General features: G+C 66.3%; 15 protein-coding genes. 11 read left to right on the plus strand and 4 right to left on the minus strand.

Translation table 11 applies throughout. The features are described 5' to 3' along the window. Positions 1–89: 89 nt before the first annotated feature. Positions 90–1,067, minus strand: coding sequence for a Bug family tripartite tricarboxylate transporter substrate binding protein (locus tag ACGLHR_RS33505; protein ID WP_400099204.1), 978 nt, complete (start codon positions 1,065–1,067; stop codon positions 90–92). Positions 1,068–1,226: 159 nt separating this feature from the next. Further along, positions 1,227–2,138 (minus strand): LysR family transcriptional regulator, encoded by a 912-nt coding sequence (locus tag ACGLHR_RS33510; RefSeq protein ID WP_400099205.1) that lies wholly within the window; start codon positions 2,136–2,138, stop codon positions 1,227–1,229. A gap of 329 nt (positions 2,139–2,467) precedes the next feature. On the opposite strand from ACGLHR_RS33510, the gene ACGLHR_RS33515 reads away from it, so the two are divergent. From ACGLHR_RS33515 to ACGLHR_RS33530, 4 genes are all read left to right on the plus strand, one after another. Next, the gene (locus ACGLHR_RS33515) at positions 2,468–3,823 is read left to right on the plus strand and encodes an MmgE/PrpD family protein (RefSeq protein ID WP_400099206.1); all 1,356 of its coding nucleotides are present in this window, start codon (positions 2,468–2,470) and stop codon (positions 3,821–3,823) included. 30 nt (positions 3,824–3,853) lie between these two features. Further along, positions 3,854–5,974 (plus strand): acetate--CoA ligase family protein, encoded by a 2,121-nt coding sequence (locus tag ACGLHR_RS33520; RefSeq protein WP_400099207.1) that lies wholly within the window; start codon positions 3,854–3,856, stop codon positions 5,972–5,974. A 38-nt stretch (positions 5,975–6,012) separates the two neighbouring features. After that, positions 6,013–7,185 (plus strand): acyl-CoA dehydrogenase family protein, encoded by a 1,173-nt coding sequence (locus ACGLHR_RS33525; RefSeq protein WP_400099209.1) that lies wholly within the window; start codon positions 6,013–6,015, stop codon positions 7,183–7,185. A gap of 183 nt (positions 7,186–7,368) precedes the next feature. Continuing rightward, entirely contained in the window at positions 7,369–8,601 is a 1,233-nt protein-coding gene (locus ACGLHR_RS33530) for an alpha/beta fold hydrolase (protein ID WP_400099211.1), read from the plus strand. 88 nt (positions 8,602–8,689) lie between these two features. Here ACGLHR_RS33530 and ACGLHR_RS33535 read toward each other — a convergent pair whose 3' ends face one another. Continuing rightward, positions 8,690–9,091, minus strand: coding sequence for an OsmC family protein (locus ACGLHR_RS33535; protein ID WP_400099213.1), 402 nt, complete (start codon positions 9,089–9,091; stop codon positions 8,690–8,692). 204 nt (positions 9,092–9,295) lie between these two features. On the opposite strand from ACGLHR_RS33535, the gene ACGLHR_RS33540 reads away from it, so the two are divergent. From ACGLHR_RS33540 to ACGLHR_RS33550, 3 genes are all read left to right on the plus strand, one after another. Continuing rightward, entirely contained in the window at positions 9,296–9,946 is a 651-nt protein-coding gene (locus tag ACGLHR_RS33540; protein WP_400099215.1) for a VTT domain-containing protein, read from the plus strand. 199 nt (positions 9,947–10,145) lie between these two features. After that, entirely contained in the window at positions 10,146–10,400 is a 255-nt protein-coding gene (locus ACGLHR_RS33545; RefSeq protein WP_318232756.1) for a type II toxin-antitoxin system prevent-host-death family antitoxin, read from the plus strand. Continuing rightward, positions 10,390–10,671, plus strand: a complete 282-nt coding sequence (locus ACGLHR_RS33550) for a type II toxin-antitoxin system RelE/ParE family toxin (RefSeq protein ID WP_400099218.1) — start codon at positions 10,390–10,392, stop codon at positions 10,669–10,671. Before ACGLHR_RS33545 ends, ACGLHR_RS33550 begins: the two co-directional genes overlap by 11 nt. Positions 10,672–10,757: 86 nt before the next feature. Here the strand turns inward: ACGLHR_RS33550 and ACGLHR_RS33555 are convergent, their stop codons facing one another. Beyond that, on the minus strand, positions 10,758–10,952 hold the full coding sequence (locus ACGLHR_RS33555; RefSeq protein WP_400099219.1) for a lipocalin family protein: 195 nt from the start codon (positions 10,950–10,952) through the stop codon (positions 10,758–10,760). 148 nt (positions 10,953–11,100) lie between these two features. On the opposite strand from ACGLHR_RS33555, the gene phnC reads away from it, so the two are divergent. The 4 genes from phnC (at position 11,101) to ACGLHR_RS33575 (ending at position 14,504) form a co-directional block, all read left to right on the plus strand. Next, entirely contained in the window at positions 11,101–11,940 is an 840-nt protein-coding gene (gene phnC, locus ACGLHR_RS33560) for a phosphonate ABC transporter ATP-binding protein (RefSeq protein ID WP_400099221.1), read from the plus strand. 81 nt (positions 11,941–12,021) lie between these two features. Then, positions 12,022–13,014: a phosphonate ABC transporter substrate-binding protein gene (gene phnD, locus ACGLHR_RS33565; protein WP_400099223.1), complete on the plus strand. Its 993-nt coding sequence runs from the start codon at positions 12,022–12,024 to the stop codon at positions 13,012–13,014. Positions 13,015–13,126: 112 nt separating this feature from the next. Beyond that, entirely contained in the window at positions 13,127–13,918 is a 792-nt protein-coding gene (phnE, locus tag ACGLHR_RS33570; protein WP_400099225.1) for a phosphonate ABC transporter, permease protein PhnE, read from the plus strand. 49 nt (positions 13,919–13,967) lie between these two features. Further along, positions 13,968–14,504: a phosphonate degradation HD-domain oxygenase gene (locus ACGLHR_RS33575; RefSeq protein ID WP_400099227.1), complete on the plus strand. Its 537-nt coding sequence runs from the start codon at positions 13,968–13,970 to the stop codon at positions 14,502–14,504. Positions 14,505–14,528: the final 24 nt, after the last annotated feature.

A 14,528-nucleotide genomic window follows, 5' to 3' on the forward strand; every position in this document is an offset into this window, starting at 1 on the left:
ACAAGCAATACACATCGCACCTTTCCCCCAACCTACAATTCCTGCTCCAAGCTCAACAGACTTTGCGAACGAATCAGTGGAACGGGACACTAGTCGATCCGCGCGCCGCTCGCCTTGACGATCGGCCGCCAGGCCTGGTACTCGGCCGCCACGAACTTGCCGAACGCATCCGGTGTGTATTGCATCGGTTCCGCGCCTTGCATGACGAACTTCTTGCGGATATCGGGGCTATTCACGGCGCTGGCCACGGCCTTGTTCAGCTTGGCGACCACATCGGGCGGCGTGCCCTTGGGAGCGAACAGGCCAAACCACGCGCCGGTTACCAGGTTCTTCACGCCGGCCTCGGCCATGGTCGGCGTCTCGGGCAGCGCTTCGGCGCGCTTGGCACTGGTGACTGCCAGCGGGCGCAGTTGCCCCGCGCGGATATGGCTCATCACCGACGGGATGGTGGCGAACATGAACTGCACGCGCCCGGCCAGCAGGTCGTTCAGGGCGTCGGCGCCCTTGTAGGGCACATGCACGGCGTTGGCGCCGGTGCGCTCGTTGAGCAGCGCGCCGGACAAATGCGCGGCGGTGCCAACCCCCGTGGAAGCAAAGTTCAGCTTGCCGGGGTTTGCCTTGGCATAGGCCACCAACTGGGCGACGTCGCTGGCCGGCACGCTGGGATGCACCACCAGCACGTTAGGCACGTCGGCGATCGGCGCGACCGCGGCCAGCGCGGTTTGCGGGTTGACCTTGAGGTTGGGGTACAGCGTGGGATTGATGGCGACCGGGCCCACCGACGTGGCCAGCAGCGTATAGCCGTCCGGCGCGCTCTTGGCGACGAACTCCGTGCCGATGTTGCCGCCCGCTCCCGGCCGGTTCTCGACGATCACTGTCTGCCCCAGGCTCTGGCCGAGCTGGTTGCCGACTTCGCGGGCGAGGATATCGGTGGTGCCACCCGCGGAGAACGACACCACGATACGGATAGGTTTGCTGGGATAGGTTTCGGCATTGGCGCCGGTGCTGGCACCGGCGATGGCAAGCGAAAGCAGCGCGGCGGCGGCTAGCCGCTGTGGCAGGGTCATGTCTGTCTCCACGAGAATAGAGGTGGTTTCGGCCCGCGCTACTTTGGCGCGTGCCACCAGAGACATGGTACGAAGCTGGTCTCGTCCAGCGTTGATCAAATAGAAACGCTGCTTTCTTTCATGATGATGGCGCGGGCCTTCAGCGCGCCGCCGCCTGGCCTAGCGCGAGCGCTGGTAATGCCGCTCCATTGTCGCGCACTGGCCCAGGTAGTCCAGCAGCCTGGCCGTCCCGGCCGGCAGCGATTGCCGGTCGCGCACGCAAACATAGAAGTTGCGCGTGGCCCACGCATCGGTCAGCGTCAGCAGGCTCAGCCCCATCATCGACAGGTAGTTCTTGGCGATGCCCTCCGGCACCACGGCAATGCCCAGCCCCTCGCGCACCATCCGGCAGCGCGCCTCGAAGTTCGATACCTGCGTCTTGACCGTCAGCGGCCGCGAGATGGTGCTGTTCGCCAGTTGCAGGAAGGCATCGAAGGTATGGCGCGGGAAATAGCCGAGGAAGTTGTAATCCAGCGCTTCTTCCAGTTGCAGCGAGCCTTTGGCTTCCAGCGGGTGGCCGCGCGGCACCACCAGTCCCACCCGGTCCGAGCGGTAGGGCAGGGAGAACACGCCGGGGCTGGGCGCTTCGGCGTGATAGATGCCGATGTCGGCGTCGCCGTTGGAGACCATGCGCGGAATGTCGAAGCTGAACGATTCGATCAGGTCGATGCGGTTGTCCGGCGCGCTGTGCAGGAAGCCGCTGATATCGGTGGGCAGGAACTGGAGGATGGTGGAGCGGTTTGCCGCCAGGCGGATCTTGGCGATGCCGTCCATCGAATAGGTGACGAGCGCCTCTTCGGCCAGCTTGATGCTGCGGACGATGGCCCTGGCATGCTGGTAGAGCATGGCGCCGGCCGGCGTGGGCTCCACGCCGCGGCCATGGCGCACCAGCAGCGCGGTGCCGACATGGCGCTCCAGCTCGGAGATGCGTTTGCTGGCTGCCGAGGTGACGAGGTGTTGGCGTTCGGCTGCGCGCGAAAGGCTTTTTTCCTCGACGGCGGCGATGAGAACTTCCAGGGAGGCGATATCCATGCGGGTGTCTGCGGCTAGGTGAGTCTGTGCGCGTCTGTGTGCGGCGGGCGCGGCGGGCGTGGCGCACGAAGGCGCCAGGGATGGCCTGCCATGCTATGCAGGCTCGCCGCCAACGTCAAACCGGATTTTCCCGGGCGCGGCAGGTCGTTCGCCAAATGCGTCGGCAGCCATGCTTGTGCGGCCCCGGTGCATGCCATTTCGCCACCGTGCTCGGGAGCCTTCACCAAATTTCAAAGCTCCCCGGCGGGCGATCCCTAACATCGGGGTCAAGGCGGCAGGCAATGTGCCATCAAGCCGCCAACGAGACAAACAATGATGAGGAGCACTGCATGGTGATCGATGAACTGGCCGAATACGTCGGCGCTGAGGGACGGCGCACACTGTCGCCCGAGGTCCTCCATTATGGCAAGCGCGCCGTGATCGACTGGTTTTCCGCGCTGTTTCCCGGCACGCGCATGTCGCCGGGGACCAACCTCGTCGAGGCGCATCGCGCCGAGCTGGGCGTGGGCGCGGCCACCGTGATCGGCCATGGCACAACGGCGTTCCCGGCCACGGCCGCCTGGATCAACGGCAGCGCGTCGCATGCCGCGGAATTCGACAATATCTTCCGGGACGCGGTCTACCATCCCGGCTGCCCGACCATCTCCGCCGCGCTGGCGCTGGCCGAAGACCGGGATGCCACAGGCGAGGCCTTCCTGCGGGCGGTGGTGGCAGGCTACGAGGTCTCCACCCGCATCGGCGCAGCAATCCAGCCCGCGCACTATCGCTATTTCCATACCACCGGCACCGTGGGCTGCTTCGGCAGCGCGGCGGCCAGCGCCTTGCTGCTGGCGCCGGGAGACGCGCGCGTGGCCGCGGATGCGCTGGCTACTTCCGCTACCTTTGCCTCGGGTTTGCAGCAGGCCTTCCGCTCGGATGCGATGACCAAGGCGCTGCACGCCGGGCACGCCGCCATGGTGGGCGTGCAGGCGGCGCAGGGCGCTGCCGTGGGCGTCAATGGCGTGCACGACATCCTGGAAGGCTCGGCCGGCTTCGGCGCGGCGCTGTGCGGCAGCCCCGACTGGTCGACGGTGGGGCAGGGGCTGGGCACCACCTACAACGTCCTGAGCATCACGCAGAAGAACCACGGCTGCTGCGGCCATACCTTCGCCGCCATCGATGCGGCGATCGAACTGGTGCGCGAGCATGGCATCGATGGCGCCGATATCGAGGCGGTCACCGTGTGGGCATACCAGGCCACCATCGACGTGACCGGCAACGCCAATCCCGTTACCGCGTTCGAAGCGCGCTTCAGCCTGCCCTATGTGGTCTCGCATGGCATCCTGCGCGGGGCAGTGCGGCTCGACGCCTTCTCCGATGCGCGCCTGCGCGACCCGCAGATCCGGCAACTGATGAAGCGCGTCACCCTGCATGCGGACCCGGAACTGACAGCGGCATTCCCGCGCCAGCGCGCGGCGCGCGTTGAGATCCTGTGCAGGAGCGGCGTGCGCCATGCGCTGTTTGCCCCTTACCGCAAGGGCGATCCCGAATCCCCGCTGGACGACGCCACGCTAAGCGACAAGTTCATGGAGCTGGCCGCGCCGGTGATCGGCAACGGCACCGCCGAAGGCTTGCTGGCTGCCCTGTGGCAACTGGATACCGGCAGCGTGCGCGGGCTGCGGCTCGCCGGCCTCGGCGCGGCGTGAAGCATGAACCCGATGACTGTAGAGACAACCATGGCTGAACTGGACCCACAAAGCGCCCCGGCAAAATCCGCCAGCCTGGCCAAGGCGCTGTTCTCGCCGGACACGGTAGCATTGGTGGGCGCGTCCAGCGATATCACCAAGAACACCGCCCGGCCCATGCGCTTCATGCGCAAGCACGGCTACCGGGGCACCATCTACCCGATCAACGCCACTCGCGCCGAAGTGCTGGGCGAGAAGGCCTATCCCAGCCTGGCGGCGGTGCCGGGACCGGTGGAGCATGCCTTTGTCATGGTGCCGGGCAAGCACGTGGAAGCCGCGCTGGAGCAATGCGCGGCCAAGGGCGTGCAGGTGGTGACGGTCTTCTCGGACGGCTTCGCGGAAGTGGGCGAGGCCGGCATGGCCGCGCAGCAGGCGCTGGTGCGCAAGGCCCGGGCGCAGGGCGTGCGCCTGATCGGGCCGAACAGCATCGGCGTGGTCAATGTGGCGTCCGGCGCGGTGCTGTCCGTCAATGCCGTTCTGGAAATGGACGAGCTGCACGCCGGCAGCATCAGCGTGATCTCGCAAAGCGGGTCGATGCTGGGCGCGCTGCTGTCGCGAGGCGCCGCGCGCGGGCTGGGCTTTGCCAAGCTGGTGTCGGTCGGCAACGAGAGCGACATCGGCGTGGGCGAGTTGGTCGACCTGCTGGTGGACGATGACGCCACCAAGGTCATCCTGCTCTTCCTGGAGACGATCCGGGACGCCGCCGTGCTCGGGCCGGCGCTGCGCCGCGCGCGGCAGGCCGGCAAGCCGGTCATCGCTTACAAGCTCGGCCGCTCGGCGCAGGGCGAGGCGCTGGCCCAGTCCCACACCGGCGCACTCGCCGGCAACGACGCCGCCGTGGATGCCTTCCTGCGCAAGTACGGCGTGATGCGCGTGGAGATGCTGGAGACGCTGTTCGAAGCGGCGCCGCTGGCCCTGCGTTATGGCCAGTGGGTGCCCGCGCTCCAGCGCAATCCCCGCGTGGCCGTGGTGACCACCACGGGGGGCGGCGCGGCCACCGTGGTGGATCGCCTGGGCCTGTCCCAGATCGACGCCGTGGCGCCGCCGGATGCCTTCGTGGCGCACATGGCCGGGCGCGGCGTGCGTATCCGCCAGACGCCCATCATCGACCTGACGCTGGCGGCGACCAGCGCGCAGTACAAGGACCTGGTCGAGCAACTGCTGCTGAGCGACTGGTGCGACGCCGTGCTGTGCGTGGCGGGTTCATCCGCGCAGTTTCACCCGGAGCTTGCCGTACGGCCCATGGTGGAAGCCGCCGGGGCCGGCCATAAGCCGCTGATCGCGTTCCTCGCGCCGGAGGCCGGTGCGTCGCTGCAGGTGCTGCAGGCAGCGGGCATCCCGGCCTTCCGCACGCCGGAGGCCTGCGCGGACGCGCTGGCGCAGTTGTTCAAGGCCGCGCGGGCGCACCCCGAGGCTGACGAGGCCATCGCGCCGCTCGGCTGGCCGGCGGGCTTACCCGTGGCGGGCAACCTTTCGGAGTACGAGGCGGCCGGCGCATTCGCGGCGCTGGGCGTGCCGGTTGCGCCCCTGGCGCTGATGCCGGTGGGCGAGTGCAGGCACAAGATTCCCTATCCGGTGGTGGCCAAGATCTGCTCGCGCGACATCCTGCACAAGACGGACGTGGGCGGCGTACGCGTCGGCGTGCGCGACACGGAGGAATTGCAGCGCGCCATGGCGGGGATCCTGGCGGATGTCGGCCGCGCCGCGCCGCAGGCCCGGCTCGACGGCATCCTGGTGCAGCGCATGGAGGACAAGCTGCTGGAGCTGATGCTTGGCTACCGGGACGATCCGCTGGTGGGGCCCATCGTCATGCTGAGCGCGGGCGGCATCGCGGCCGAGCTACGTCCGGACGTCAGCCTGCGCCCGGCGCCGGTGACGCACGACGATGCCATGGAGATGATCGGCGAAGTGCGCAGCACCGCGCTGATCCGCGGCTTCCGCGGGCTGCCGCGCGGGGACATCGGGGCGCTCGCCGATGCCATCGTGCGCTTTTCCCGGCTGGCGGCCTTTGAGGGCGTGCGCGTGCTGGAGGCCGAGATCAATCCGCTGTTCGTGCGCGCCGATGGCGTGGTCGGCGTGGACTGCGTGGTCCGGCTGGCTGAGCAAAACTGAACAGAACCGAACTGAACATAGTACTGGAGACAACCATCATGGATTTCAAGCTGACCCCGGAGCAGGCCGAATTCGAACGCGCCGTGACGCGCTTTGCCGAGCACGAGCTGCGCGCCGGCTCCGTCGCCCGCGCCCATACCGATGAGTACCCGTGGGATGTGGCCCGCAAGATGAGCGAGCAGGGCCTGCTGGGCATCACCATTGCCGAGGCCGACGGTGGCCAGGGTGGCAGCCTGATGGACGCCATCATCGCCATCCAGGCTGTTGCCTCGATCTGCCCGCGCAGCGCCGACGTCATCCAGGCTGGCAACTTTGGCGCCATCCGCGTGTTGGCGGAGTACGGCTCGCCGGCGCAGAAGGACAAATGGCTGCGCCGCCTGCTGGCCGGCGAGGCGCTGATCTCCGTCGGCATGACCGAGCCCGAGGCCGGCTCCGCCGTGACCGAGCTGCGCACCACGGCCACGCCCGACGGCGACGATTTCCTGATCAACGGCACCAAGGTCTTCACCACCCACGGCCCGCACGCCGACGTGATCCTGGCCTACGTGCGCTTTGGCCCGGGCGTGGGCGGCATCGGCTCCGTGCTGATCGATACCAAGCTGCCGGGCGTACGCATCGGGCAGCGCTCCAGGTTCATGTCCGGCGAAGAATGGGCGCAGATCTACTTCGAGGACGTGCGCATCCCGGCTTCCGACGTGCTGCTGGGCGAGGGCGGCTTCAAGAAGCAGATCGCCGGCTTCAATGTCGAGCGCATGGGCAACACGGCGCGCTCGCTGGCGCTTGGGCGCTATGCCTACCAGGTGGCGCGTGACTGGGCGATGCAGCGCAAGCAGTTCGGGCGCCTGCTGTGCGAGTTCCAGGGCCTGCAATGGAAGTTCGCCGAGATGAAGATCAAGCTCGATGCCGGCCAACTGCTGCTGTACAGGGCGGCTGCCAATGCGGACAGCGGCTTTCCCTCGGCGGAAGAAACCGCGATTGCCAAGGCGTTCTGCAACCAGGCGGGCTTCGACGTGGCCAACGAGTCCCTGCAGGTGATGGGCGGCATGGGCTACAGCCAGGAGGCGCTGGTGGAGTATTGCCTGCGCCGTTGCCGCGGCTGGATGATCGCCGGCGGCTCCATTGAAATACTCAAGAACCGCATCGCCGAAGCGGTGTTCGAGCGGACCTTCTCGCAGCGCCCGGAAAAGGCGGCTGCGCCGAAGGCAGCCTGATCCGCCAGCAGTGGAAGCTCGCCACGGGTGCGCTTTTGCGTACAACGGAAACCGGGGCGCCGGCAAGCTTGCCGTCGCCCCTGTGCGTTGTGCGCGGCCAGCCATGCGACGCCAGTGGCACCCGGCGGCAAACTTGGCTAGAGTGGGAACCTCATACAGTTCGCGTCATGCATGAGGATATCAATGGAAGCCCAGCGCCTGCAGTTCCCGGGAAGTGATGGTCAGCAACTCTCCGCGCGGCTGGATTTGCCGGTTGGCCCGGTTCGCGCCTTTGCCTTGTTCGCCCATTGCTTCACTTGCGGCAAGGACGTGCTGGCGGCGACGCGTATCGCGCAGGCGCTGACGGCACATGGCATCGCCGTGCTGCGCTTTGATTTCACCGGTCTTGGCGGCAGCGGCGGCGATTTCGCCAATACAAATTTCTCTTCCAACGTGGCCGACCTGCTGGCGGCGGCGGAGTATCTGCGGCACCATCACCGGGCGCCGGCCTTGCTGATCGGCCACAGCCTGGGCGGCGCGGCGGTGCTCAGCGCCGCGCACGGCATCCCCGAAGCCAAGGCGGTCGTCACCATCGCCGCGCCGAGCGATCCCGGCCACGTGGTCGGCCTGTTCGGCGACCAGGCCGCGCGCATCGAAGCCGATGGCGAGGCCGAAGTCCGGCTTGCGGGCCGGCCGTTCAGGATCAAGCGGCAATTCATCGAAGACGTGGCCGAGCAGAAACTGCTCGACAACGTGAGCAAGCTGCGCAAGGCGCTGCTGGTCATGCATGCGCCGCAGGACGACACCGTCGGCATCGACAACGCCACCCAGATCTTCATTGCCGCCAAGCACCCCAAGAGCTTCGTCTCGCTCGACCGCGCCGATCACCTGCTCACGCGCAAGGCCGATGCCGTGTACGTGGCCAATACCATCGCGGCATGGAGCCAGCGCTATCTGGATATCGATGCCCTGGATGTGCCGGCCGCGGTGGCCGAAGAAGGGCTGGTGCGGGTCGAGGAAAGCCACGCCGGCAAGTACCAGCAACGCATCACCGCCGGGCCGCACCACCTGCTCGCGGACGAGCCGGTATCGTTTGGCGGGCTCAACGGCGGGCCGGCGCCTTACGACCTGCTGCTGGCCGCTCTGGGCGCCTGCACCGCGATGACGATGCGCATGTACGCGGAGCGCAAGGGCTGGCCGCTGGAGCACGTGGCAGTGACGCTGCGCCACGAGAAGATCCACGCGACCGATTGCGCCGAATGCTCCACCACCGAAGGCAAGATCGACTGGATCGAGCGGGAGATCACCATGCGTGGCCCGCTGGACGACGCGCAACGCACGGCGCTGCTGGAGATCGCCGACAAGTGCCCGGTCCACCGGACCCTGCATTCGGAGGTGGTGGTGCGGACTCACCTGGCGGAGACTGCAGCCACGTAGGCGGCCTGCGGGCCGCCTACAGGCCGCCGGCACGAACCGGAACAGGCGCGGCCTACGAGGCTGTCCCCTCCCGTTTTGGCTGGACCGCTCAGAGCAAGGTCGTCTCGATCCGCGACGCACCCTTCAGGAACAGCGTCACCGGCGTGCGCTCGCAGATCTGCGCGATCCGCTCGCGCTCGGCCTCGCCCAGTTCCACCCCGCTAAGCCGGACTTCGCGCCGGATGAAGCGCGCCTCGTCCTTGCCCTGGAAAACCGCCGTCACTTCCACGTCCGCCACGGGCCATTGTTTCCTCTGCATGTACATCTTCAGCGTGATGGCGGTGCAGGACACCAGCCCGGACAGCACTAAGGCAAAGGGCGGCGGACCCTGGTCCGTGCCGCCCAGCCCGGCGGACTCGTCGCCGACCAGCGCGTGGCTGCCGGCCTGCAGGTGCACCAGGTAGTTGGCATCGGCCGCGCCGATCCGGGCGGTGGCTTGGGAATTTGACATGGCATTTCCTAGGGTTGTCGGTGTGGATGTTTGTGTGGTTTGTGCTCAATATTATGCGGGAGCGCGCCGCAGGGAAAGGCTCTTCTCGGCATATTTGCTGCTTGTCATCGACATTGGGGGGGGCGGGGCGCCGCACCCACCTGAGGCCCCCGGCGGCGCGGGCGCGCCTACACTGTAACCATCACTCCAAGACGAGGGGCGCGCATGGAAGCATCGCAAGTCTTGCCGTTGCTGCTGCATTTCGACCAGCATCTGGGTCCTGCCATCGCGGAATACGGCATCCTGGTCTACGGCATCCTGTTCGCCATCGTGTTCTGCGAGATCGGGTTGTTGCCGCTGTTCTTCCTGCCCGGTGACCCGCTGCTGTTCATCTGCGGCGCGTTCTGCGCCTCGGGAGCGCTCAAGCTATGGATCCTGCTGCCCGTGCTGCTGGTTGCCGCGGTGGCCGGCAACCTGCTGAACTACGCCATCGGCAAGGCAATCGGGGCGCGCGTGCTCACCGGCGGCTACCGCTGGATCAACCGCGACGCACTGCGCAGGACGCATGACTTCTACCAGCGCCACGGCAGCCTGACTTTGCTGCTGTCCCCCTTCGTCGCCGTGGTGCGCACCTTTGCCCCCTTCGTTGCCGGCGTGTCCGCCATGCCCGCGACGCGCTTCGCGCTGGCCGCGAGTGCTGGCGCCACGGTGTGGGTGGTGTCGCTGCTGGTCGGTGGTTATCTCTTCGGCAATGTGCCGCTGGTGCGCGACCATATGAGCGCCATTGTCTTGCTTGGGCTTGCGCTTGGGCTGGGGTCGTTGGTAGTGGCGAGCGCGTGGCGGGCGGTCAGGGGGAGGCAGGGGGCGCGGGGCTAAGTAGTGTGCGGTTGCGGCGGCGCGCAGGCGCATGGATATTGAAAGTATCGAGTTGCATGGCTTCTCGTGGCGGATCGGTAACACAAAAAAGTACCCATGATTTTGTGCTAAATTATGTGCTTTATTGCGGGCAATTAACGGGCTGGGAGCCTGTCCATGCAGTGCGAGTGGAACCCGCTACATCAGGCAACCAAAAAATATGACTGTCACACGCGCCATCTACGCGACCGCGACCGTAAGCATCACGGACCTTCGCCGCAACCCCGGTGCCATCATTGAGGAGGCCGGGAACGAACCCGTGGCAGTCCTCAATCACAATCGCCCGGCCGCATACCTGGTTCCCGCCCAGGCTTTCGAAGCACTCATGGACAGGCTCGAGGACATCGAGCTTGCAGAAATCGTTCGGCAGCGTCGTGGCGGGAAGGCCATAAAGGTGTCGCTGGATGAGTTATGAGCTTGCCTTTCACGAGGACGCCTTGAAGGAATGGACGAAGCTCGATGCGTCGATCAAGGATCAGTTTCGAAAGCAGCTCGAGAAACGTCTGGCCGAACCCCGGGTGCAGTCTGCCAAGCTCAGCGGCAAGGACATGAAAGACGTGTACAAGATTAAGCTGCGCGATGCCGGGTACCGACTGGTGTACGAGGTTTGCGATCGTACCGTCACTGTGCTGGTGCTCGCTGTTGGACGACGGGCAAGAGTGAGGCTTATCGCCGGGCCGGTGTGAGGCGATAGCGGCCACATTGTTTTGCTCGACCTATGGTTCGCCTTTTCCATTGCGCGTAGTAACTGCATCATCCTCGAGCGCGAACCCTACGAACACAAAAAGCAGCTTTCCACCACCTTGGCTCGGCCTTCGGCGGCTCGCACCTTGCCGTCGGGCCCGTCCTGGTGGCAGGTGTTGAGCACGCGGATCCGGCCGTCCTCGCGCAGGCTGTACTGCGCGGTGACTGGCTCGCAGCCGCGTTCGAAGCGGTGGGAGGTGCTGCCGTGGCGCAGCCGATTCATGTGCGCTGTACGGCATGCATGCGCATCCCCAAGCCGGCAGAGTCAGGTTCGCTCCTTTTCAGCCTCATTTGGCCTTGCTCTCCAACCTTCATCGTTTTGTCATCCGCACCACCCAGAATGCGCTCACTGTTGATGCAAGGAGAGTGGGATGACGCATGCGATTGAAGTGCGCGGCCTGTCCAAGTCGTTCCAGGCGGGACGCAAGGCGCTGGATAACGTGAGCCTTGCCGTTGCCCCTGGTGAAATGGTGGCGCTGCTGGGTGCCTCGGGCTCGGGCAAGTCCACGTTGCTGCGCCATGTGGCGGGCTTCATCGCCGCCGACGCGGGTGGCGCTGGCGAGGTGCTGGTCAATGGCCGGGCCATCCAGCAAGGCGGCCGGCTGGCGCACGATGTGCGCGCAGCACGGGCAGAGATTGGTTTTGTATTCCAGCAGTTCAACCTCGTGGGCCGCCTGCCGGTGATCACGAACGTGCTGACCGGCATGTTGCCGCGCGTGCCGCTGTGGCGCAGCCTGATCCGTTTCTTCCGTGTCGATGAGATCGGCGCAGGGTTCGAAGCGCTTGCCCAGGTTGGTATAGACGACTATGCCTTTCAGCGAGCTTCCACCTTGTCGGGCGGCCAGCAGCAGCGCGCGGCCATTGCCCGCACGCTGGTGCAGAACGCGCGGGTGATCCTGGCCGACGAGCCGATTGCTTCGCTGGATCCCGAATCGGCACGGCGCGTGATGGAGTTGCTGGCGCAGATCAACCGCACGCGCCGCGTGGCGGTCGTGGTGTCGCTGCACCAGGTGGATGTGGCGATGCGCTATTGCCCGCGCGTGGTCGCGCTGCGCCACGGCAAGGTGGTCTACGACGGCCCGTCGGCGGCGCTGACCCCGGCCATGCTGCGCGAGCTCTATGGCACGGAAGCCGCCGAGCTGCTGCCCGACGGCGCGGGGCTGGAGGTTGCCGCGCCCGCCATGCTGCACGGCGGCCTGGCGGCAGCCTGACTGGCCGCCTGGTTGTTCCTTTATTTCTTCGCAATTTTTCCCGCAAGCACCCCCAACAAGGCTTTTCCTCGGAGTTCCCCTATGCTGCGCAGAACCCTTTTCGCCCTGATCGTCACGAGCGCCGCTGGCGCGCTCTCGCTGCCCGCCTTTGCCCAGGAAGGCAAGGTACTCAACATGGGCTTTATCTCGACGGAAACCTCGTCCAACCTGAAGTCCGCCTGGCAGCCCGTGGTCGATGACCTGAGCAAGCAGCTGGGCGTGCAGGTCAAGCCGTTCTTCGCCTCCGACTACGCCGGCATCATCGAAGCGATGCGCTTCAACAAGGTGCAGATTGCCTGGTTCGGCAACAAGTCCGCCATCGAGGCTGTTGACCGCGCCAACGGCGAAGTGTTCGCCTCGGTGATCGACAAGGACGGCAATCCCGGCTACTGGTCGCTGCTGATCGTCAACAAGGACAGCAACCTGAAGACGCTCGATGACGTGCTCAAGCAAGGCAAGACGCTGAGCTACGGCGCGGGCGATCCGAACTCCACCTCGGGCACCGCCGTGCCGGGCCACTACCTGTGGGGCGCCCACAAGATCGAGCCGAAGACCTTCTTCAAGACGGTGCGCGTCAGCAACCACGAAACCAACCTGCTGTCGGTGCTGAACAAGCAGGTCGACGTGGCGGTCAACAACACCGAGAACATGGAGCGCTACCGCATCAACACCGGCAAGAACGCCTATGACCAGGTGCGCGTGCTGTGGAAGTCGCCGTTGATCCCGGCGGATCCGCTGGTCTACCGCAAGGACCTGCCGGCCGATGTCAAGGCCAAGGTGCAGACCTTCTTCGTCAACTATGGCAAGGGCGCCGACGCCACGCGCGAGAAAGAGAACCTCGCCAAGCTGACCTACCAGGGCTTCCGGGCGTCCAACGACAACCAGCTGGTGCCGATCCGCCAGATCGAGCTGGCCCGCGAGAAGTCCAAGATCGAGTCGGACACCACGATGGCTGCGCCGGACAAGGAAAAGCGCCTTGCCGACCTGAGCAGCAAGCTGGCTGAGCTCGACAAGATCGCCGCCAGCGCGCAGTAAAGCGCCACATCCGGCCCGCCCCATTGCCGGGGCGGGCCGCACATTGCAGCCTCACCTTTGCTTTAGCCCACGATTAGCCCACGTATTCATGCATCCTCCCGCCAACCCCACCATGATCCCAGCCACTCCGCCTCGTGCCGCCCGCCCGCCGCGTGCCAGCCTGCCTGTCATGTTCGTCTGGGCGGTGGTGCTCGCCTTGCTGGTCATGTCATGGCAGGGTGCCGACATGCGACCGCTTGACCTGTGGAAGGACTCCGGCAACATGGCGAAATTCGCCGCCGACTTTTTCCCGCCCAGCTTCCGCGACTGGCGCATCTACCTGGACGAGATGCTGGTGACCGTGCAGATCGCGATCTGGGGCACCTTCCTGTCCATCGTGTTTGCCGTGCCGCTGGGCCTGGCGTGTTCCGCCAACATCGTGCCGGCCTGGGTCTACCAGCCGATGCGCCGCGTGATGGATGCCTGCCGCGCCATCAATGAGATGGTGTTTGCCATGCTGTTTATCGTGGCGGTGGGGCTGGGCCCCTTCGCCGGCGTGCTCGCGCTGTGGGTGCACACCACCGGCGTGCTCGCCAAGCTGTTCTCGGAAGCCGTGGAGGCCATCGACCCGCGCCCCGTGGAAGGCGTGCGCGCCACCGGCGCCAGCGCGCTCGAAGAGGTGGTCTATGGCGTGATCCCGCAGGTGCTGCCGCTGTGGATCTCCTATGCGTTGTACCGCTTCGAATCCAATGTGCGCTCGGCCACGGTGCTTGGCATCGTCGGCGCGGGCGGCATCGGCACCGTGCTGTGGGAGATCATCCGCAGCTTCCAGTATGCCGAGACCTGCGCGGTGATCATCATCATCGTCGGCTTTGTCACGGCCATCGATTTGTTGTCCGCCCGGATCCGCAAGGCGCTGGTTTGATAGCGGGATCAACCCGCGCGGATACCCCAGCTTTCACACACCAATCGACATGACGATCCTCAGGCGCATCGAAATCCTCTTCTCCGGCCACGGCACCGCCTTCTACGGCGGCGAGGCAATCACCCAGACCGAGCATGCGCTGCAGTGCGCGCAACTTGCCGAGCAGGCCGGCGACCCCGAGCCGCTGATCGTCGCCAGCCTGCTGCACGACCTCGGCCACCTCGTGATGTCCGAGGACAGCACGATCGACATGCGCCACCAGGAAGTCGGTGCCGACCTGCTGGCCGTCGGGTTTGGGCCGGAGGTGACCGAGCCGGTGCGCATGCATGTGGCGGCCAAGCGCTACCTGTGCGCTATCGAGCCGGGCTACCAGGCCACCCTGTCGCCAGCCTCGCAACACAGCCTGGCGCTGCAGGGCGGCCCCTTTGACGCGGCCCAGGCGCAAGCCTTCGGCGGGCATCCCCACGGGCCGGCAGCCGTGCGCCTGCGCCGCTACGACGACCTGGCCAAGGTCGTCGGCCATGCCACGCCGCCGCTGGAGTACTACCTTCCAATGGTGGCGCGCTGCCTGCGGCGCGCTCCCTGATCCGGTTCGCACTTACGCCATCTC

The sequence above is a fragment of the Cupriavidus sp. CuC1 genome (genome assembly GCF_044627735.1).
In the GTDB taxonomy this organism is placed as follows: domain Bacteria; phylum Pseudomonadota; class Gammaproteobacteria; order Burkholderiales; family Burkholderiaceae; genus Cupriavidus; species Cupriavidus ulmosensis.

Bases quoted from the DNA above. Each gene is read 5' to 3' on its own strand.
- ACGLHR_RS33540 (WP_400099215.1), top strand. From the start codon at position 9,296: ATGGAAGCATCGCAAGTCTTGCCGTTGCTGCTGCATTTCGACCAGCAT.
- ACGLHR_RS33515 (WP_400099206.1), top strand. From the start codon at position 2,468: ATGGTGATCGATGAACTGGCCGAATACGTCGGCGCTGAGGGACGGCGC.
- ACGLHR_RS33575 (WP_400099227.1), top strand. From the start codon at position 13,968: ATGACGATCCTCAGGCGCATCGAAATCCTCTTCTCCGGCCACGGCACC.
- ACGLHR_RS33550 (WP_400099218.1), top strand. From the start codon at position 10,390: ATGAGTTATGAGCTTGCCTTTCACGAGGACGCCTTGAAGGAATGGACG.
- ACGLHR_RS33520 (WP_400099207.1), top strand. From the start codon at position 3,854: ATGGCTGAACTGGACCCACAAAGCGCCCCGGCAAAATCCGCCAGCCTG.
- phnD (WP_400099223.1), top strand. From the start codon at position 12,022: ATGCTGCGCAGAACCCTTTTCGCCCTGATCGTCACGAGCGCCGCTGGC.
- phnE (WP_400099225.1), top strand. From the start codon at position 13,127: ATGATCCCAGCCACTCCGCCTCGTGCCGCCCGCCCGCCGCGTGCCAGC.
- phnC (WP_400099221.1), top strand. From the start codon at position 11,101: ATGACGCATGCGATTGAAGTGCGCGGCCTGTCCAAGTCGTTCCAGGCG.
- ACGLHR_RS33545 (WP_318232756.1), top strand. From the start codon at position 10,146: ATGACTGTCACACGCGCCATCTACGCGACCGCGACCGTAAGCATCACG.
- ACGLHR_RS33555 (WP_400099219.1), bottom strand. From the start codon at position 10,952: ATGAATCGGCTGCGCCACGGCAGCACCTCCCACCGCTTCGAACGCGGC.
- ACGLHR_RS33530 (WP_400099211.1), top strand. From the start codon at position 7,369: ATGGAAGCCCAGCGCCTGCAGTTCCCGGGAAGTGATGGTCAGCAACTC.
- ACGLHR_RS33510 (WP_400099205.1), bottom strand. From the start codon at position 2,138: ATGGATATCGCCTCCCTGGAAGTTCTCATCGCCGCCGTCGAGGAAAAA.
- ACGLHR_RS33535 (WP_400099213.1), bottom strand. From the start codon at position 9,091: ATGTCAAATTCCCAAGCCACCGCCCGGATCGGCGCGGCCGATGCCAAC.
- ACGLHR_RS33525 (WP_400099209.1), top strand. From the start codon at position 6,013: ATGGATTTCAAGCTGACCCCGGAGCAGGCCGAATTCGAACGCGCCGTG.
- ACGLHR_RS33505 (WP_400099204.1), bottom strand. From the start codon at position 1,067: ATGACCCTGCCACAGCGGCTAGCCGCCGCCGCGCTGCTTTCGCTTGCC.